We start from the raw sequence: 17,440 nt of genomic DNA on the forward strand, positions 1-17,440 counted from the left end.
AGTCCGATAGGAAAAAACAAAACCGAGAAGATCGATCACGGAGCGCAGTTCTGCAAATATCTCATGGCAACAGGCGTTGGCCACTCGCAGTCGCCCACATGTTGGCGCCGGACGCCTCGCCCCGCAAGTACCATGCTCGATTCGCCATGACTGCCGAACAGGGCGAATTTTGCGACCATCACATAATCAAAGAGACATAGTTCGATTCGAATATACGCTGTTCGGGTTCAATGGCCAATCTCAGGTGGCAGTACAGGGCCCAATATCTACGCCACACCGGGTCGTTTAAGGACATGTACTCGATCGTGAGGTCCATCTCCTTCGCCGTTTCCCATCCGACCATCTGGCCGTGAGAAGGGTATTTGTTGATGTCCATCAATTCACTGGTGATCTTCGAAAAATTCTTGCCCTGGCGCCTGAGCAATTTCTCGGCCAGCGACTTAGCCCGGTCCCTTACGGATTGGAATTTCCGCACGATCGTCGGATCGAATTTTTCGAACGTGATTCTGGCGGCAAGATCGTCCGGGGCTTCGCGCAACGACTTTCCAGCAAATTCGTATGCGTTCAGGTAGGTCAGCACCGAATAGATCACGTCCGATCCATTGCCATCCTTCGACGAAACTTGCGGATCGATCGGGCCAAGTTCCGATGACTCACTCATCACAATTATATTCGCGCCCAACGCCATCAGCGTGCCAGCGCTCTTGGCGTAGTCGGGAATGATGACCCGGAGCTGACCTTCCGCACCGGCGGCACTGCGAACCAGCCCAATCAGCTTTTCGGCGGCGTCAACGTCACCGCCCGGGGTGTGCAGCATAAGGTCTATCGGCTCGCCTGGGGTGACGTTGTGGAGCATGTCAACAAATCCTAGCGTGTCGAGGCGGTCCACGAGCGCCTTGTTGCCGGCAATGTAGCACAGAAGCGTGGGCTCGGTGCTTTCGATCTCCCTGATGAGCGTCTGGCGCTGATAGCGCGCCGCGTTCATCGCCGTGAACATCGGTGTCTTCTCGATCGCACGCGGAGGGATCGCGACCGGCTGCACTTGCTCTTCCGTTTGGTTGCTTTCATTCATCGGTCACTATCCTTTGCCCATTCTACGCGGCCGCTGCGGATAAAATAGTGGCACCTGCGATGATTACCGCGGAAGTCCACGCTTGGAGAGATCGTCAGGCGCGTGATCTGGGTTACCTCCCAGTGCGGCCGGCGCGCGGGATCAGCATTGAGCATAATGCGATGGCCGCTTCTGCAGGGGCAATCGAAGACGATCCATTTGGTACGGGCTAAATCGCCGACGAGTGCAACAGCATTCCGCGGAAGGCGATCGGGCACCTCGTCCGCAGAGAATGTCTGACCGACGACGCGCCAACGCCAAAACGGAATCCATTGCCACCAGGAAATCTTCATTCTCGGCCCCACAACTGGCCGAGGAATGGCTCCTCGTCGCCCGTGCCCCATTTACCCTGTACAGGGTCGCAGTAATGCCCATCGCGAGGAAAAGCGCGATTGGTGGAAATCTCGCGCTCGTGCAGCCTTAGCAGGGTTTCTGTCGGACGATCGGGCGGGCCGTAACCGATCAGGCGATCCAGCAACTCGTTGACCGCGGCTGCCGCGACGGCCGTGGTAAAAGCCACCACCGCCGGCTCGACTTGACCCAAGGCTGGTGCATACCCCTCGTCCGCCAGGCGCTGGCGTTCTTCCGGCGTTTGCATCTCTGCCGCGGCGCGGGCCATGTCGACCCGGTTGCGGCATACAAGGCAACCGGCCCCCGGCGCCAGCGTTGTGATGCGGCCGTCAATGCCTGTTAATGTCCCGCTGCCGTCACTGCTCAGGAGAACGCCGACGTCAATGACGGGCGTCAAGAAATAGGTCGTCAGACGCGACAGCACTAGCCGTCCAGCGTTGTCGTCGGTACACCCGAAAACGAGATCGACTCCTCGCAGCGTCCCGGCGACTGATTTGACGGTCACCATTCCCTGAACGGTCGAACAGTCGAGGTCCGGCGCGATACGCATCAGGTGTGCACGCAGCACCTCGATCTTCGAAAGTCCGACGTGGGATGGGGTAGAGCCGTAGACGCGCGTCACATTGCTGGACGACAGTACATCGTTGTCCAGCAAAAGAAAATGACGCACGCCCAGCCGCACCAACTGTTCCGCAATCGCAGATCCGGTGCCGCCGGCACCGACGATCGCCACATGCAACTCGCCGAGCACGCTTTGAATATTTGGCCCGAAAGCAAGTACATTGCGATCGAAGATTGCATCGGGGGCAGACAGGTTGTAGCCGAAGTTCTGGATTAGCCGCCAGCGGTCGCTCACGATCCAAATCCGATCGATCGGCAACGTGCTACCGCCTTCCGGCGTCAGTTCGCCGCTAAAGACGAGACTTTCGCCGCGGGGCGACGCGATGAGCGTAGCATACATACCGGAGCCGCTGCGCAGCTGGAAGAGATCACGAATGTCGTGGTCGACCTGCCGATCGTGCTCGCTTGGCAGCGGCACACCAACTTCGCCGGGATGAGTGTGAAACCAGATTGGAACAGCGCCGTCGGCTTCCGCCGCCCCGAGGGCGCCGACATAGCCTTCCGAGCGGATCAACATGTGATGCGGGCTCTGCTCGTTGTACGCGGTTTGCGGCACCCAATGCATGGTCCTCACCAGCAGGCGCACGTCCGGGCCGATATCGACGCGTCGAGCGAGCAGCACACCGGCGCATTCAAGCGGATTGCGCGTGGCGGCGATGATTTCGTCAGCAAGCGGACCAGGAAGGATGAGCGTGATTGTCATGCGGCGCGCACCCTTCCGGCTGCTTCAAGCTCCATGCGGACGAGCGCCACGTAGCTTTCCAGCGAATCGATGCCCGATCGCCACTGGCCCGGGTTAAGGTGACGGGACCACCGCTGCCACCTGCGCCCAAGATAGTCTTCCTGTGACTCTGTAGCGACGATGGCCTGACCGTCTGTCCGCACGACGGCCGGCGCGAACCACCACATGTCCGGGTGAACATCCGGGTAGCCAGCGGCGAGCCGAAGCAGGAGATCGGCGGTCGTTGCCGTGAAGCCCTTCGGCAATTGGAAAGACGGTATGACGATCGCGATCGTGCCGCCATCGAGCGAGACAGAATGTCCAGGCGCCCGCGCCTGCAAATACTCTTTATCGACCGGCGGCAACATGTTCCCTCCTCCTCAATCGCGGCCAGGGTTGATCTGGGCCGGCGCGGTGAAGAAGCGCAGGCCATTGCGCATCTCCACCTTGGTGGCGTCATCGATTTTCTGGTCGGAGCCGCCTGGGACGACTTCAAACAAGTCGCGGTCGGGACCGATATCAGGCTCGGGCAATGTCCTCAGCTGCGCGCCGGTGAGGGCTGGCTCCTGGACCTTGTAGGTCGTGCGGTCGATCTTGATCTCGAAGGCCTTCGGCCGGTCGGGATGCTCCTTGCCATGATCGTCGTGATTGTCGCTCATTGACACCTCCGTTACGTGATACCGTGATACCACGATACCATGACAGTTGACAAGAGGGTAATGTTGGTGCACAACAGCGCCATGAAACAAGCTAAAGCGATGACTGTTCGCCTGTCCGAAGAGCAGGCTCAGGCTCTTGAAATGGTCGCGACCGTCGAGAACTTGCCGGTGTCTGACATCATTCGGGCCGCAATCTCGACCCATATCGAGACCCGTAGGCGAGATCCCGGGTTTCAGGCGGGATTGAGGGATCGCATTTCTCAGGCGCGAAAGCTGCTCGACCGGTAAGCTTCCTGGCGCACCCGCGACACAGAGGACGGATGAAAAAAACAAGCAAGAGCCTCAAGCCGAACGATTCTGGTCACGTGCTCGGACATCGCACCTTCGCCGCTATAACGGCCGTTGAGGGGATCAGCCTTGACGCGGCCAGCCGGAAGCGGCTCGCCGACATGAAAAAGCGCAAGCTTTCACCTGACGATCAACGCTCCGAGGTCATACGCGCCTACCTGAGCGCCAAGTCGCGTGGGTGATGGCTGTCGGCTACGACGCTTTCGACGACCCTTATTCCTACAAGGGCACCACCACACTCAAGAACAAGCTCGGTCTGCGGGATGCTTCGCTACTCGAAGCGTTCGAGCTTGAGATGACCGCGCTGCGTGCTCGCGAACCGCTGCCGAGAGGTAAGTTCGATGCTGCTCACTACCGGCGCACGCACCACCACCTGTTTCAGGACGTGTATAGCTGGGCTGGCAAGTACCGCACCGTGCGCACAGCAAAAGGCGGCAATCCATTCTGCTATCCCGAGTATATCGACAGCGAAATGACGAAGCTTTTCGCCACGCTCCCGGCGGCGATGAGCGCGACAGATTCCGAGCATTTCATCTCCGAGGCCGCCCAGTTCCTGGGTGAGCTTAATGCAATCCACCCGTTCCGCGAAGGCAACGGTCGATCGCAACTGGCGTTCATGGCAATGCTCGGCGATGAGTCGGGATTCCCTCTCGATTTTTCACGCGTCAAACGCAGGACGTTCATGCCGGCGATGATTGCGAGCTACGCGCGAGAACTCATCCTGCTCCGTGCCGAGCTCAGAAGCCTGCTGCGCTAAAGCTGCTTTGATGCGGACTGCGCCAGCAGCTCCAATCAAGAAGCGCCATTAATCCCCAAGCTCCATCGTCACTGTCAGGAAACGTGTTTTGGGACTCCGTTCACAACCGTGAATCTCTTATATTGGCGGGAAGACTCGCATGAGTCGCAACCTGCCAGGGAGGAGTCGATGGCAACAACAGGGACGAGAACCCCACCATGGAAGCAACCGCTCGCAATGTAACTGAGTACACGTTTCCTGAAGAGTTTACAGGTCACGCGACATACCGCGAGGCTCCTTATCACCTGCGGGACGAGTTCATAGAACACGTCAAGCAGACCTACCAGCCCGAGACATTCCCCGGACTCTACTGGGGTCGCCTGAACAAGAATGAACCGTTCGAAGTCATCCACACGTTCGCGGTTGATCGAAAGAAGCGGCCCGAAGGCGACTATATTCCCTGCCCGATGTGCCAGCGGCGGGAGAAATTCCTCGAAGGCTCTTTCGTCTTCATCTTCAACCGCCAGTGCATCGCCGTGATTGGACATGATTGCGCTTCGGCGGAAGTCAGACATGCCGCGTTCTCAAAAAAGAAGCAGGACGACGAGCGGCGACATCAGGAAGACTTCCTGATGTCGCGCCTGGCGCACGTTCCCAGCATGCTGCGGGAGCTAGAGGCCCTGAAGCCGATCGCAGCCGAGATCGATGGCATCTTCCATGACTTCCGGAGGGACGCGCCGACGATACACACAGCCCTGCGACAGGTCCGTAAGGCCGGCGGTGAGTACGTCCTGACGGAAATGGTCGACAACGAGGCTGCCGAGTTCAACCCCCGGCTCCCGAAGAAACTGGCAAGGGACAGCTACTTCGGCAGCATTCGCGGTGACGCCTTGGTGGGCGCGAGCTGTAAGTTTCTGACCGAGGTCAGGCGTTACGAGCAGTGGCTTCTTTCGTTCGACGGCTGCGACGACGAAGAAAGGGCCATGGAGGCGACCATAGGGTTGCTGGAGCGCAGGGAGGCCGCGAAGGCAGTTAGGTACATCGTCGAAGCCGGAAGGCGAATGCAAAAGCTGAGATGGGCCATGTCGGCCGCCTGCTTTTTCTTCGCCCATACCCATATCGAAAACATGAAGGAGTGGGCGCGGGATCGGCTCCAGCCCCATCCATTTACTGTGGACCGCCACGTCCGGAACGACGGAATCTTGCTAACTTTTGTACGCGCCACCGGAAAAGACGAAGAACGCGAGTATGTGCGTCTCTTCCTTAGCAACGAACTCGCCGAATGGGCGGAGGCCAATCGCATCGGACCCAATCTCGAAAGCTGAAAGGCTTTCGCGAATGCGAAGCAGAACGCTGGCTGCACTTGCGTTTGGGAGCTCGGCGCAGATAACTTGCCGGCCGCGATCGGGCAGCCTCATGACCGACATGTTCATCAGCCACGCCGTGGCGGACGCCGCGCTTGCCGATAAGTTCGTTACCTTCCTGAAAGAGGGCTATCGGCTCGCCCGCCAAGTCAATCCTCTGTTCCGGTGTCGACGGCCGGCGCCACTTTCTGTTCACGATGTGTACTTCAATAGTCGCATAATTGGCAGTGTGGTATGGCGTCCGGAATTATCTGTCGTCGGTAGGGGCTAGAGTCCAGAATTATCTGTCGTTGGCCGGACTGCTAAGTGGATGATATCCCTACGCTTTCGCCCGAAGAGGTTACCATTGCCCTTCGGACAACAGGTTACCAATGTACCCCAACGACAATCAATTCCCGACTGGCCTTAAGGAGATGTTTTGATTGAGCTTATTACGGCCAAGATTGCCACCTCCTTGGTCCGCCCGAGAAAGACTGCATTGCTCTTGTCGCGGTCAGCCGGTGGCCACAAATGGGCAGATCCGGACCTTGTTGCCCTTGCCGTGGGGTCGCAATGACGAGGACGCGCGCGGTTGGAGATTGCCGACCGTCAATTTTGCAACCTCATCGGCGCGGGCGCCGCTGCAAGACGGACACCAGGCAAGAGACAAGGGAACCGTGAACAAATAGAGGCGAAGCATCCAAATGACACGAAAGCTTTGCAAAAGTTTAATAAAAGCTTATCTGCACAAGTATTTACCAGTGATTGCACGTGCGGTAATAACGAGAGCGGCAGTTATTTAGGGATGGCTACGAACGTTGATGCGTCAGAAAGCCGATTGGTACTTTAAAATTGATCAGGAGGCCGATCCGAAAGAGTGCGTGTCGAATATGAGGAACATTATCGTCGTTAGTTCGACTCGCTACTTTCTTCAGCAGAAGCTTCGCGGCCCGTTTTACTTTCGACTGGGCCGATGGTGGCAAATAGAGAATTTTTGTGGCAAGAAATATTGCGCCAGTGGAGTAATAGAAACATGATGATAATGTCGTTCAAACCGCACCATGATGGCACGATTGCAGTACTGGATGCATCATCAGCCGAACTCATCTATTCATACGAGGCTGAGAAGGATAGCTTTCCCAGATATTCGACTATTAACCCGACGACTATCCTCGAAGCCGCTGGGCGCCTGGACACGATTCCGGATGTGATTGCTGTCGGTGGATGGGAGACGATGGGATTCGGCCACGACGCGGTAGGCTACTATGGAATAGCTCAGGGATCGGACGTTGTCGGCGAGAGGACCATTTTCGGCCGCAAAGTGCACTTCTATTCCTCGACGCACGAGCGCTCCCATCTCTGGGGCTCCTACGGTATGTCGCCATTTCCCGCCGGGATGCCCTGTTACGTGCTGATCTGGGAAGGATGGTGCGGCGATTTCTATGAAATCGATGAGCGCCTGCAGGTCGTGCATCGGGGAAAAGTGATGGCGAATCCTGGTGACAAATATGCTTTCCTTTATGCGCTCGCCGATCCGAGATTCACCTTGCCCAAAGGACCAACGCGTATCGAAGACGCCGGCAAGGTAATGGCGCTTTGCGCCTATGGGCAGACCGGATCGCCTGACTCGGACGAGCAGGCGCTAATCGATTTCCTGCTTCCAAGCGATGTGTACCCCTTGCCCAAGGAGGATCTGCGGAATTCTCCCTACTACAACATTGGCGTAACCCATCAGAAGTTCACCAACCTCGCCAAGCGCGTTTCAGACGCCATCTTCGATTCGTTCCACACCTTTGCGAAGAAGAACCTGACAAAGGGCTACCCGCTGCTGATATCTGGGGGGTGTGGATTGAACTGCGAGTGGAATCGCCGATGGGTCGAAACGAACCTATTTTCCGATGTTTTCATTCCGCCCTGCACAAATGATACGGGCTCAGCGATTGGGACCGCCGTCGACGCGATGCGGCATTTCACCGGCAATGCGAAGATCAAATGGAACGTCTATTCAGGCCAGCCCTTCACACTTGACGAAATTGACCGCACCGGGCTCGAGGTCCATCCACTCGACTACGACCAAGTGGCCTCGGCGTTGCTCAGCGACAAGGTGATCGGCTGGGTACAAGGGAATTGCGAAATCGGGCCACGGGCGCTCGGCAACCGGTCAATTCTCGCCGCGCCTTTCTCAAAGGCAACCCATGAGCGGCTAAACCGCATCAAGAAGCGGGAGGGTTTCCGCCCGATCGCGCCGGTTTGCCTGGAAGAGGACGTCGGAGTCCACTTCGATTTAGCACGCCCGTCGCCCTACATGCTTCTTTTCCAGAAGGTTCTCGATAGCCGGCTGGAGGCTGTCACGCATGTTGACGGCACAGCGCGGGCCCAGACCGTTTCGCGGGAGCAGAACCCGCACCTGTTTCAATTGCTTACCTCGTTCAAGGCGAAAAGCGGGGCCGGTGTACTTTGCAACACATCGCTGAACTTCAATGGCACCGGCTTCATCAATCGCGCAAGCGATTTGCTAGCCTATGCCCGGGCCGCGGGTCTCGACGGATTCGTTATCAACGATGCCTTTTATCTCCTCAAGGAGGCACCGCTCACAGCGTCGAGGGGACAAAAAAGACCGCTTAGCGGAGGAGAAAGTATCCCTCCGCCGATGCTTTAAAATAACCCACACCTTTTGCGCTCGCTCGACGCGGCTGCGCCAGTTGCTGGAGCGCATAGGAGGCGCCAGGTGCGCAAGCATTCCCTTGGCTTATCAGATTGGCGAACATCACTCCGGCTAGGCAATCACTACCATGACGCATTCCAAGAAGGTAATTATCGTTACCGGCGCAACGTCGGGGATAGGAGAGGCCGTCGTACAGGCCTTCGCCGCGACAGAGGCGTCACTCGTATTGGTCGGCCGCGATCGAGAGCGGGGCCAACGAGTCCTAGAGTCGGTTCAGAAACTCAATTGTCCGGCCGAATTGATGCTGGGCGATGTGACTGACTCGGCCTTCGCCGACCAGGTGATTAATTCCAGCGTAAAGCGGTTCGGAAAGGTCGACGTGTTAGTCAACAGCGCCGGGATCATCCGGCGTGGAAGTGCTGTCGAGACCACGGATGACGATTGGGGGCAGACATTCGACGCCAATGTCAACGGTGTGTTCTACTTTAGCCGCGCCGCGGTGAAGTCTATGAGGAGGACCGGCGGCGGCAGCATTGTCAACATAGCCTCGAGTGTGGGGCTGGTTGGCTGTTCCGGGCTGGCTGCCTATTGTGCGTCAAAGGGCGCCGTGGTTCTGTTAACACGAGCCATGGCGCTCGATCATGCCAAAGAGCACATCAGCATCAATGCTGTCTGCCCCGGCGCCGTGGATACGCCCATGCTGGTGTCGGCCCACAGGCAGCCGGCTACTGCCGACGAGATTTTCCAGAGGAACATAGATTCAATACCTCAGGGTCGCGTGGCGACTCCGAAGGAAATCGCAACTCTGACGCTGTTCCTCGCGAGCGAGGGAGCGAGGCACATCACGGGGGTTGCTGTTCCAATAGATGGTGGCTTCACGGCAGGATAGGAGGAACTATTGGGTAATCGGCTATCAGGCAAAGTTGCCATCGTCACCGGTGGCAATCGAGGCATAGGGCGTGCAATTGCCGAGAGGCTCGCTGATGAAGGCGCCTTGGTTGCTGTTGGCGACTTGCGTGACGACCGCTCAGCCGATTGCGGCGCCGAGGGGCTGACGTTTATGTCTCTCGACGTCACAAAGGAAGTCTCAATTCGCACATTCATTGACGAGGTGCTGCAGAAGTTTGGCAGGATCGATGTACTGGTCAACAATGCCGGCATAGTCATTCATAAGTGCATTGACGAACAGACTGCCGAGGATTGGGACAGGCTTATGGCAGTCAATCTTCGTGGCCCGTTTCTCATGGCCAAGCATGTGGTCCCAGAAATGAGACGTATCGGCTTGGGCACGATCGTCAACATTGGATCGGTCGAGGGCTATATGGTCAACCCCTGGCATACGGCCTACGCCGCCACCAAGTCCGGCGTGCACGGTCTTACGCTGGGACTGGCAGTTGACCTTGGGCCTGACGGTATACGTTGCAATACCGTATGTCCCGGTTGGATCGATACCGAGCTGAACCGTGCATATGTCGAGATGCACCCGGACCGAAGCCTGATCGAGCGGGAATTGGGACAACTTCACCCGGTGGGCAGGATTGGCGCTCCAAAGGAGATAGCCAATGCGGTCGTATGGTTGGCTAGTGAGGATTCCAGTTTCGTTAGCGGTGAAATGATTTCCGTCGACGGCGCGCGAACCAAAAAGATATCCCTGCCCGCCATCTTGGACGAGGAGTATCGGGCCAAGCTGACGAAGCCATAGTGCCTCGGTCCCAAATGTGCACCCTAACGACTTAACCGTACTTGGTGAAGTCGCTCCCGATGCTTCCATACGTTACATTCGAGTACTCGTTGGGTGGAGCACTTTTCCTCTCCGTACCCGCCCGCTTTTGGAGCCATCGGCAAAGGTGCCTATGCCGCAATCGCTCCAATTGTCCAAGAAGTTTGACGGGCCGACGAAGGTTCCAGCCGAACCCGTTTTTGGAATAGGGATCGCATTTTGGCCCTGATCCCGGGAACGCATGAAGGCTATGTCAGTTGGGGCGCGGCCCCGACAAACCCGACAGAAGATGTCGGAAGGTTTTGTTCGAGACCGCTATTCGTTGACCGCAGAGCACACAACAGAGTTTGTGTGCTCAACTTCAGCAAGATGGTTTGGTGATGTTGTCGATGTCTGCCACGGAGCTCACGTGTTTTTGGCGGAACCGCGGACCACGGCTGTCTGATCATGTGGCAAGTGCCCTCAGCGTTCGATACTCTGGGGTGAAGCTGGCCTATCAACCGAGACCTCGGTGAAAACAGCTTGACCGACCTCGAAAGCGAGAAGGAGCTGCCACCTCGGCAATTGCAGCAAAATCGCGGGAGACGGCACAGTCACCCCTTCGCTTCCCGAACCTAGAGTACGTCCGGGATTGATGAATCGATTGTGACGTGGCGCGGGGCGCTGATTCAACGTTCACTTGGATGGAGGTTGTTTAATCGCTTGCCGGTTTATCAAGCATAATTTCGTTGATCCGAGACGCGAATCTGCATCGCAAGGTCGCACAGCTGACTGCAAAGATGTCCCCGCACATTGTACTGGGTTACGGAGTCGGCGCCCTTTATGAGGGCGCCGATCAAGCGAGGCGATTGGACGGTGAGAAACCCCACCACCAAGTGCCGCGCCGTCTGCGATCTAGCCCGATTAACCCCAGCCCAACGGAGATCAAAGACAATGGCGGAATTCCCATTCCCCGGCCTGAACCTCGCTCTTGCGACCCCCTTCGATGCCCGGGGCCGCCTCGACTTGACCCGCCTCGAAAGCCTTATCGAACGCTACATCGCATCCGGTATCAGAGGATTCGTCCTCAGCTCTGGGACAGGTATGCATGTATATCTTTCGAAAGAAGAGTCTAAGGAACTCGTTGAACAAGGCAGCAAGATCATCAACGGCCGCGCGAAGGTCATCGTTCAAACTTCCGCGCTTCTCGTGGAAGAAGTCGTCGATAGGACCAAGCATGCGGCGGAATGTGGGGCCGACGGAGTGATGGTGCTTCCGCCCTTTTTCGAAGGGCCTACCGATGAAGAGGACATCTTCGCCTTCTACGCGGAAGCTTCCAAGGGAGGGTTGCCCATCATCGGCTACAATGTCCCGCACGCAGTTGGCATTGAAATCACGCCCAGCCTCCTTTCGAAACTAAGCGAAATCCCTAATTTCTGTACCGCCAAGGACAGTAGTGGTGATCTCGGTAAGCAAGCCTCTTTGATCCGCACACGACTGCCCATCATGAATGGTGCGGACCCGCTTGTGCCCTACGCACTATTCGCTGGCGCGGCCGGGTTGATTTGGGGCGGCGCCAACATCGCTCCCAAGTCGTGTGCCGCCGTCGTCGAGGCTGCCCAGGCCGGGGACTGGCACCTTGTCCGCGAACGCTGGCGGGCGCTCGAGCCCATCATGTCGCTGATCTGGCAGGGGGACTACGTGCAGTCAGTTTACGCAGCGTCGAAGATCACTGGATTTGACGCTGGCAAGCCACGCCGACCTCTCAATGCGCTTCCTCCGAAGAAAATGATTGCTCTGCGAATGGCACTTGGCGAACTCAAGAAGGCGGAGAAAGTGTAATCGTGGAAAGATCCGCGGATGACATCCGCTCCCGCAACTCAATCATGCAGATTTTCGCGTCTTTGGAAGTTGCCAGAATGGAGCGAACGACGCCTGGTTCGTTCCAGGCGTGGGCGGTTGCTTCTACAATTCGCCAGGGATCAAGCACGTCGAAGGAAACCCGATTATTCGCGTTCTGGGTTTTGCCTCCTGAGCAGCGGGGACATTGAACCGGATCGGGCGACGCATAGCGACAACAGGCGGTCGGTTTCGTGAGGGCGCGACCGGCGCGCGCGGCGACAATGACGGATTGAATGTAGTGCCGCGGTCAACCTTAGGTCGCGACGGTCGTGAGTTGCTTCGCTCGAGCGAGCCGCTTGTGTGTTCGATGCGTCGAAACGCCTTTTGGAACAGAGATGACACCGACCCCAAAGCAGATGCCCGAGAAGCAACTCAAGGTCGGATTCATCTTGGCCCGTTCGTTTACCCTTTCGGCGTTCGCACTTTTCGTCGACACGTTGAGACTGGCCAGCGACGAGCTTGATCGGTCCGGCCGCGTTTTCGCCGATTGGCAGGTCCTGTCGAGTACGCGACACCTGGTCACTTCAAGTTGCGGCATCCAGGTCTCTCCAACAACCAACTTGGCTGACCCGGCGGTATACGACTACATTGTTGTGGTCGGTGGTCTCCTGAATGTGGATGAGCCAATCGACGCTCGCACGATCGAATTCTTGGGGAAAGCGAGTCGCCAGAAGATACCGTTGATCGGCCTTTGCACAGGGACCTTCATCTTAGCCGCCGCCGGGCTCCTCAGCGACCATCAAACTTGCGTGAGCTGGCTGCACTATCAGGCTTTCCGTGACCGATTTCCAGATTTGAAAGTATGGGCGGATCGCATTTTCAACCTTGACCGCACCCGTGGTTCGTGCGCGGGGGGAAGTAGTGCAGCGGACATGGCAGCCTCGATCGTCAGACGTCATATAGGCAAAGACGCAGAGCGGAACGCCCTAGAGGTGCTGCAAATCGAGAAGGCACGCTCAACGTTCGACATCCAGCCACGACGCCCGCTCGCCATCGAATCGAGGGATCCGAAAGTCAAAGCGGCTTTGATCATGATGGAAACGCATACCGAGGATACGATTTCAATTCCAATGCTCGCCGAGGCGGTCGGCGTTTCTCGCAGGCAGCTGGAGCGGCTGTTCATGGATCACGCTAAAGCTTCCCCCGCCGTTGTGTACAAGCGGATGCGCTTAGAACGCGCCCGCTATCTTCTCTTACATTCGGACGCGCCCCTTATTGACATCGCTCTCGAGACTGGTTTTGAGAACACCTCCCATTTCTCGAGGTCGTTCAAAGAGAGTTTCGGACAGTCGCCAACACAGCTGCGTACCGCTGCAGCCGCGTAATCCGCATAGGTTCGATCTCAGGTTCTCGGCCATGGCGCATTCCGAGACACAGAGTCTGCCCTCGCGGATGCCAGCGCTGTACGGGTTGATAACCATGCCTACGCGGGACGAAAATGGAGATGTCGAGATCGGCAAGCTTTTTCGCCGACGAGAGCGCGCTTTCTGGCCGCGCGGCGTGTCGACATAGACCTGCTGGTTCGCGTCGACCATCATGTTCGAGCGCTAGATGTGGCTTCCGACGAAACCAATCGTTCCCGAATCGTAGAGCGCGACTATTTTGGTGGTTAGGCCAACGCGTTCCGCCAGCAGCTTTTAACTAGGGTGGAGGTCGCTGGCCGCCTGCAAAGTAGAGTCAAAAAAAGAACTGGCGTCGACAGGTGTCGATGCCCAGCAAACAATCCGGCAAGTCTTGGGAACGATTTTAGAAAGGCTATCTCTCGATTACGAGATCGCTCAATGGCTTGGAACAGCAGGGTAGGAAAAACCCGGCATCGATTTCACGTTGGCGGATTCCGCCTTCATGATTCATGTCGACGCTACCGCTGACGAGTTTCGACTTGCAGGTGCCGCAGATACCGTTGGCGCATGACGACGGAAGTCTGACGCCGGATTTCTTGGCGCACGAGAGCACGGTTTGGTCGGCTCCGGCGACGATCGTCTTTCCCTGCTTGGAGAACTGAACCTTGAACGACTTCGCTTTGACGGCATCCCCTCCAGGAGACGGCGCGTCCTGGATCTCCGCTCGGTCGAAGCTTTCCTCGTGATAGTTTGACGTCGCCACACCAAGCTCAGCCGCGATGGCGCGGGCGGCCATCATGAATGGCGCGGGCCCGCAGCACATCACTGTCCGGTCGGCAATGTCAGGCATGGCGAGTGAAAGAAATTCCTTGGAAATCCTTCCGGAGATGCCGGACCATGATCGCTCCGAGGCAATGTTTTCAGGAAGCAGATGAAGCCGGAATCCCTTGAGACGTTCGGCGAGGTTGGCAAGCTCGTTACGGAAGATGAGGTCACGGGGGCTCCGTCCGGCATGCAGGAAGACGACGTCCACAGGCTGGGCAGTGTCCGCCATTTCCCGCGCCATAGACATCACCGGAGTGATCCCCGATCCTCCGGAGATGAATAAGAACTTCTTGGCGGTCGGTCTAGTGAACTTCCCGAGCGGACCCGATGCCCGGACCCGCATGTTGGGCTTCAGGTTGTCGTGCAGCCAGTTCGAGACCTTTCCTCCGGTGACCCGTTTGACGGTTGTGGTGATTGCGCCCGGCCGGAGCGGTGAAGATGACACACTGTAGCATCGTCCGTCATCCTCTCCATCGATACCGAGTTCGAACATGAAGTACTGTCCGGCGCTGAACGCGAAGCTTTTCCTTTCAGGCGAGACGAACGTGAAGCTTTTCACGTCGTGGGTCTCGTCGTGGACATCAACGCAAAGCAGCGTGTCGTCGGTGTCCGGGTTCCAGATTTGCCCGGCGGTGGACCCCGTCGCCCTTGTAAGCAGATTAGTAGCCATGGGCGCGCATCCTTTCGATGTACCACGTTGCGAAATCGTCGAGCGCGCGTTCGCTGAATTTGGAATAGGTGCCGGGCTCGTAAGCGGGATCGAGAATACCCGCGTGGGAGCGAGCGACGAGACCGGCATCCTGGTTGGTGGTTTCGACCCAGACGTGGGTCAGCTTTTCGAGATCGTAGTCAACGCCTTCCACCGCGTCCTTGTGAACCAACCACTTGGTCCGGACGAGCGTTGTGTCGGCGGAAAGTGGAATGACAATCGAGGTCACCGCATGGTCGCCCATGAAGTGGTTCCACGAGTTGTGCCCCCAGAGATGCATGTCGCCAAGGTCCCTGCGTGTCATGCGGCCGAGAAGTTTCGAACATGCTGCTGTAGCGTCCTCGGTCTGCGATTCACCTGCGCCGGCGATGATCAGCCGTTGCGTCCGGAAGTTCGTTTCGACATCGCGGGTATGCTCGATAGCGGCTGACGAAAAGCCATCGGCCTCCCAAATGGTGGTGCGTTCATTGTACATCGCGAAATGGGCTTCAGCCTCCTCACGGTCTTCCGGGCTAAGGCTCTCTGGGTCAAACCCGAAGTCGAGGTCTACGAACGACACGCAAAGCTCGGGATGGTTCGCCGAGCAATGATAGCATTCGCGGTTGTTTTCGATCGTGAGCTTCCAGTTGCCCTTCTCGATGACGTCCACCTCGTGGGCGACCTTGGCGTTCCTGACGTCATAGGGCGCGAGGCGTTCCTCCATCACCTTTTTAAGCGTCGCGATGTCGGACGGCGGGTTGTCGGAAAGACAGACGTAGATGAGCCCACCGATCGACTGGAAATTGACCGCCTTCAGGTTCCGGCAGCTCTTGTCAAAATCCTTGCCCATGTGCGGGGCGTAGCTGAGGTCACCGGACAGCTCGTATGTCCACTGGTGATAAGGACAAACGAGCTTTGACACCACGGTAGCGCCTGCGTCGAGCAAGCGCGCACCGCGGTGGCGACAGATGTTTCTTACCACGCGTATCTGCTCGTCATCGTCGCGCAGCACGATAAGGCTCGTGTTTCCGATGTCGATCACGACGGCGTCGCCTGCCTCGGGCACGTCGCACTCCAGTCCGACGTAAATCCAGTGCTTGGAAAAAAACACGTCCATGTCCGCCTGGAAAACGTCGTCTCGGGTATAGAGGCCCGCCGGAAGAGAGTGGCCTTCTACACGCGCGTCCAGCAGCGGAGTGATGGATGAGGGAAACTTGTTGAGCATAATTCTTCCTTATGTATGATGCATGGAAAATCGCAGGATTTCTTCAAATCGCAACCGCAATAATGTGCTCGCTTCACATAATGAAAAGTAATGTGTTCCGTAGAAGGCACCTACTCTTGAAAAGCATTCGCAGGCAACTCCCACCACTGACGGCTTTGACCGCATTCGAGGCAGCCGCACGGCTATCAAGCTTCACCAAAGCCGCAGGAGAACTGGGGATCACACAGGCCGCGGTGAGTCGACAAATCCACCTACTTGAACAGGACTTTGGTTTCCCCCTTTTCATGAGGTCACACCGCAAAGTGGTGCTGACCGTGAAGGGCAAGTTGCTTTCGGAAGCCACGAGCAGTGCGTTCAATCTGCTCACCGAAACGGTCACGGATCTTCGACAGGGCGGAACGAGTGCTGACCTGACCATATCGGCCACCGTCGCATTCTCGCACTTTTGGCTAGTGCCGCGGATATCCGAATTTTCGCGTCAACATCCGGAAATCAACCTACGCATAGTCACGCAGGACGACATTCCTGATCTCCAGCGCGGGGAAATGGATGTAGCGATCCGGTTTGGAACCGGGATGTGGGCGGATGGACATGCGGAAGCGCTGTTCGAGGATGAGATCTTTCCCATATGCAGTCCAGATTTCGCGCGTTCGGCGGGGCCCATCAGGAGTCCAGATGACCTGATCGGGCATTCACTTATTTCCAACGAAACCGACGATCCAATGTGGACCGGCTGGAATGAATGGCTTTCCGCCTTCGGTGTTGTTGTTCCGCGCAAACCGCTTGGATTGCGCTGCAGCTATTACACGGAGGCGATTTACGCGGCGCTAAATGGACAGGGCATCGCGTTGGGCTGGAAGCGGCTCGTTCAAGACCTGCTGGAGCAACGGCGCCTAGTACGGCTGACCGCCGCTGCAATCAAACCCCAAGGTGCCTATTTTGTGGTGCTGCCAACCCGCCGGCAAAACAGGGAGGCAGTGATGTTGTTCAAGCAGTGGCTTTCGGTCTCGTCCCATGAACCCATGTCAACACACCTTTGAGCCTCTGAGATTCCGAGGAGAAAAAGCCGCCGCGGGGTTGTGGTCGTCCGACAGTCACGAAGCTGCGACAGGAGATCGCGCGGAGAAAATAGCGGTGGTTCCGCGGAGGGACCCGGGCAGCGCGTACGTCACCGCAGTGACTGGCGCAACGACCGAAATTCGC

General features: G+C 57.4%; 18 protein-coding genes. 11 read left to right on the top strand and 7 right to left on the bottom strand.

All coding sequences use genetic code 11. The features are described 5' to 3' along the window. Positions 1 to 178 precede the first annotated feature (178 nt). From ABVQ20_RS29810 to ABVQ20_RS29830, 5 genes are read right to left on the bottom strand one after another with little or no spacing between them, the layout of a single operon-like run. Positions 179 to 1,072 (bottom strand): SDH family Clp fold serine proteinase, encoded by an 894-nt coding sequence (locus ABVQ20_RS29810; protein ID WP_354463280.1) that lies wholly within the window; start codon positions 1,070 to 1,072, stop codon positions 179 to 181. Then, entirely contained in the window at positions 1,069 to 1,455 is a 387-nt protein-coding gene (locus ABVQ20_RS29815; protein ID WP_354463281.1) for a ubiquitination-like system serine protease family protein, read from the bottom strand. The genes ABVQ20_RS29810 and ABVQ20_RS29815 overlap by 4 nt, the downstream gene beginning before the upstream one ends. Beyond that, the gene (locus ABVQ20_RS29820; protein ID WP_354463282.1) at positions 1,401 to 2,786 is read right to left on the bottom strand and encodes a ThiF family adenylyltransferase; all 1,386 of its coding nucleotides are present in this window, start codon (positions 2,784 to 2,786) and stop codon (positions 1,401 to 1,403) included. The genes ABVQ20_RS29815 and ABVQ20_RS29820 overlap by 55 nt, the downstream gene beginning before the upstream one ends. Next, positions 2,783 to 3,172 carry an E2/UBC family protein gene (locus ABVQ20_RS29825; RefSeq protein ID WP_354463283.1) on the bottom strand — a complete coding sequence of 130 codons (390 nt, stop codon included), beginning with the start codon at positions 3,170 to 3,172 and terminating at the stop codon, positions 2,783 to 2,785. The genes ABVQ20_RS29820 and ABVQ20_RS29825 overlap by 4 nt, the downstream gene beginning before the upstream one ends. A gap of 12 nt (positions 3,173 to 3,184) precedes the next feature. Further along, positions 3,185 to 3,463, bottom strand: a complete 279-nt coding sequence (locus ABVQ20_RS29830) for a multiubiquitin domain-containing protein (protein ID WP_354463284.1) — start codon at positions 3,461 to 3,463, stop codon at positions 3,185 to 3,187. Between the two features lie 39 nt (positions 3,464 to 3,502). Between ABVQ20_RS29830 and ABVQ20_RS29835 the strand changes: the two genes are divergently transcribed. The 10 genes from ABVQ20_RS29835 (at position 3,503) to ABVQ20_RS29880 (ending at position 13,481) form a co-directional block, all read left to right on the top strand. Further along, positions 3,503 to 3,751 (top strand): DUF6290 family protein, encoded by a 249-nt coding sequence (locus ABVQ20_RS29835; protein WP_354463285.1) that lies wholly within the window; start codon positions 3,503 to 3,505, stop codon positions 3,749 to 3,751. A 32-nt stretch (positions 3,752 to 3,783) separates the two neighbouring features. Further along, positions 3,784 to 3,993, top strand: a complete 210-nt coding sequence (locus tag ABVQ20_RS29840) for a hypothetical protein (protein ID WP_354463286.1) — start codon at positions 3,784 to 3,786, stop codon at positions 3,991 to 3,993. After that, entirely contained in the window at positions 3,993 to 4,568 is a 576-nt protein-coding gene (locus ABVQ20_RS29845; protein WP_354463287.1) for a Fic/DOC family protein, read from the top strand. The genes ABVQ20_RS29840 and ABVQ20_RS29845 overlap by 1 nt, the downstream gene beginning before the upstream one ends. 197 nt (positions 4,569 to 4,765) lie before the next feature. Then, positions 4,766 to 5,872, top strand: coding sequence for a hypothetical protein (locus ABVQ20_RS29850; protein ID WP_354463288.1), 1,107 nt, complete (start codon positions 4,766 to 4,768; stop codon positions 5,870 to 5,872). A gap of 610 nt (positions 5,873 to 6,482) precedes the next feature. Then, positions 6,483 to 6,740 carry a hypothetical protein gene (locus ABVQ20_RS29855; RefSeq protein ID WP_354463289.1) on the top strand — a complete coding sequence of 86 codons (258 nt, stop codon included), beginning with the start codon at positions 6,483 to 6,485 and terminating at the stop codon, positions 6,738 to 6,740. Positions 6,741 to 6,923: 183 nt separating this feature from the next. Further along, positions 6,924 to 8,549 (top strand): carbamoyltransferase C-terminal domain-containing protein, encoded by a 1,626-nt coding sequence (locus ABVQ20_RS29860; protein WP_354463290.1) that lies wholly within the window; start codon positions 6,924 to 6,926, stop codon positions 8,547 to 8,549. A 133-nt stretch (positions 8,550 to 8,682) separates the two neighbouring features. Then, positions 8,683 to 9,444 carry an SDR family NAD(P)-dependent oxidoreductase gene (locus ABVQ20_RS29865; protein ID WP_354463291.1) on the top strand — a complete coding sequence of 254 codons (762 nt, stop codon included), beginning with the start codon at positions 8,683 to 8,685 and terminating at the stop codon, positions 9,442 to 9,444. Positions 9,445 to 9,453: 9 nt separating this feature from the next. Next, positions 9,454 to 10,257, top strand: a complete 804-nt coding sequence (locus ABVQ20_RS29870) for an SDR family NAD(P)-dependent oxidoreductase (RefSeq protein ID WP_354463292.1) — start codon at positions 9,454 to 9,456, stop codon at positions 10,255 to 10,257. Between the two features lie 951 nt (positions 10,258 to 11,208). Further along, positions 11,209 to 12,096 carry a dihydrodipicolinate synthase family protein gene (locus ABVQ20_RS29875; RefSeq protein WP_354463293.1) on the top strand — a complete coding sequence of 296 codons (888 nt, stop codon included), beginning with the start codon at positions 11,209 to 11,211 and terminating at the stop codon, positions 12,094 to 12,096. A 395-nt stretch (positions 12,097 to 12,491) separates the two neighbouring features. Next, entirely contained in the window at positions 12,492 to 13,481 is a 990-nt protein-coding gene (locus ABVQ20_RS29880; protein ID WP_354463294.1) for a GlxA family transcriptional regulator, read from the top strand. Between the two features lie 430 nt (positions 13,482 to 13,911). On the opposite strand, the gene ABVQ20_RS29885 is transcribed toward ABVQ20_RS29880, so the two are convergent. Both ABVQ20_RS29885 and ABVQ20_RS29890 read right to left on the bottom strand, forming a co-directional pair. Beyond that, on the bottom strand, positions 13,912 to 14,994 hold the full coding sequence (locus ABVQ20_RS29885; RefSeq protein ID WP_354463295.1) for an FAD-binding oxidoreductase: 1,083 nt from the start codon (positions 14,992 to 14,994) through the stop codon (positions 13,912 to 13,914). Next, positions 14,984 to 16,237, bottom strand: a complete 1,254-nt coding sequence (locus ABVQ20_RS29890; protein ID WP_354463296.1) for an aromatic ring-hydroxylating oxygenase subunit alpha — start codon at positions 16,235 to 16,237, stop codon at positions 14,984 to 14,986. The genes ABVQ20_RS29885 and ABVQ20_RS29890 overlap by 11 nt, the downstream gene beginning before the upstream one ends. A gap of 116 nt (positions 16,238 to 16,353) precedes the next feature. Here ABVQ20_RS29890 and ABVQ20_RS29895 point away from each other — a divergent pair, with 116 nt between their 5' ends. Further along, complete coding sequence (locus ABVQ20_RS29895; RefSeq protein WP_354463297.1) at positions 16,354 to 17,277, top strand: LysR substrate-binding domain-containing protein; 924 nt, start codon at positions 16,354 to 16,356, stop codon at positions 17,275 to 17,277. Positions 17,278 to 17,440 lie beyond the last annotated feature (163 nt).

Source organism: Mesorhizobium shangrilense, from assembly GCF_040537815.1.
Taxonomy (GTDB): Bacteria; Pseudomonadota; Alphaproteobacteria; order Rhizobiales; family Rhizobiaceae; genus Mesorhizobium; species Mesorhizobium shangrilense.

Bases quoted from the DNA above. Each gene is read 5' to 3' on its own strand.
- ABVQ20_RS29810 (WP_354463280.1), bottom strand. From the start codon at position 1,072: ATGAATGAAAGCAACCAAACGGAAGAGCAAGTGCAGCCGGTCGCGATC.
- ABVQ20_RS29815 (WP_354463281.1), bottom strand. From the start codon at position 1,455: ATGGGGCACGGGCGACGAGGAGCCATTCCTCGGCCAGTTGTGGGGCCG.
- ABVQ20_RS29820 (WP_354463282.1), bottom strand. From the start codon at position 2,786: ATGACAATCACGCTCATCCTTCCTGGTCCGCTTGCTGACGAAATCATC.
- ABVQ20_RS29825 (WP_354463283.1), bottom strand. From the start codon at position 3,172: ATGTTGCCGCCGGTCGATAAAGAGTATTTGCAGGCGCGGGCGCCTGGA.
- ABVQ20_RS29830 (WP_354463284.1), bottom strand. From the start codon at position 3,463: ATGAGCGACAATCACGACGATCATGGCAAGGAGCATCCCGACCGGCCG.
- ABVQ20_RS29835 (WP_354463285.1), top strand. From the start codon at position 3,503: ATGACAGTTGACAAGAGGGTAATGTTGGTGCACAACAGCGCCATGAAA.
- ABVQ20_RS29840 (WP_354463286.1), top strand. From the start codon at position 3,784: ATGAAAAAAACAAGCAAGAGCCTCAAGCCGAACGATTCTGGTCACGTG.
- ABVQ20_RS29845 (WP_354463287.1), top strand. From the start codon at position 3,993: ATGGCTGTCGGCTACGACGCTTTCGACGACCCTTATTCCTACAAGGGC.
- ABVQ20_RS29850 (WP_354463288.1), top strand. From the start codon at position 4,766: ATGGAAGCAACCGCTCGCAATGTAACTGAGTACACGTTTCCTGAAGAG.
- ABVQ20_RS29860 (WP_354463290.1), top strand. From the start codon at position 6,924: ATGATGATAATGTCGTTCAAACCGCACCATGATGGCACGATTGCAGTA.
- ABVQ20_RS29865 (WP_354463291.1), top strand. From the start codon at position 8,683: ATGACGCATTCCAAGAAGGTAATTATCGTTACCGGCGCAACGTCGGGG.
- ABVQ20_RS29875 (WP_354463293.1), top strand. From the start codon at position 11,209: ATGGCGGAATTCCCATTCCCCGGCCTGAACCTCGCTCTTGCGACCCCC.
- ABVQ20_RS29880 (WP_354463294.1), top strand. From the start codon at position 12,492: ATGACACCGACCCCAAAGCAGATGCCCGAGAAGCAACTCAAGGTCGGA.
- ABVQ20_RS29885 (WP_354463295.1), bottom strand. From the start codon at position 14,994: ATGGCTACTAATCTGCTTACAAGGGCGACGGGGTCCACCGCCGGGCAA.
- ABVQ20_RS29890 (WP_354463296.1), bottom strand. From the start codon at position 16,237: ATGCTCAACAAGTTTCCCTCATCCATCACTCCGCTGCTGGACGCGCGT.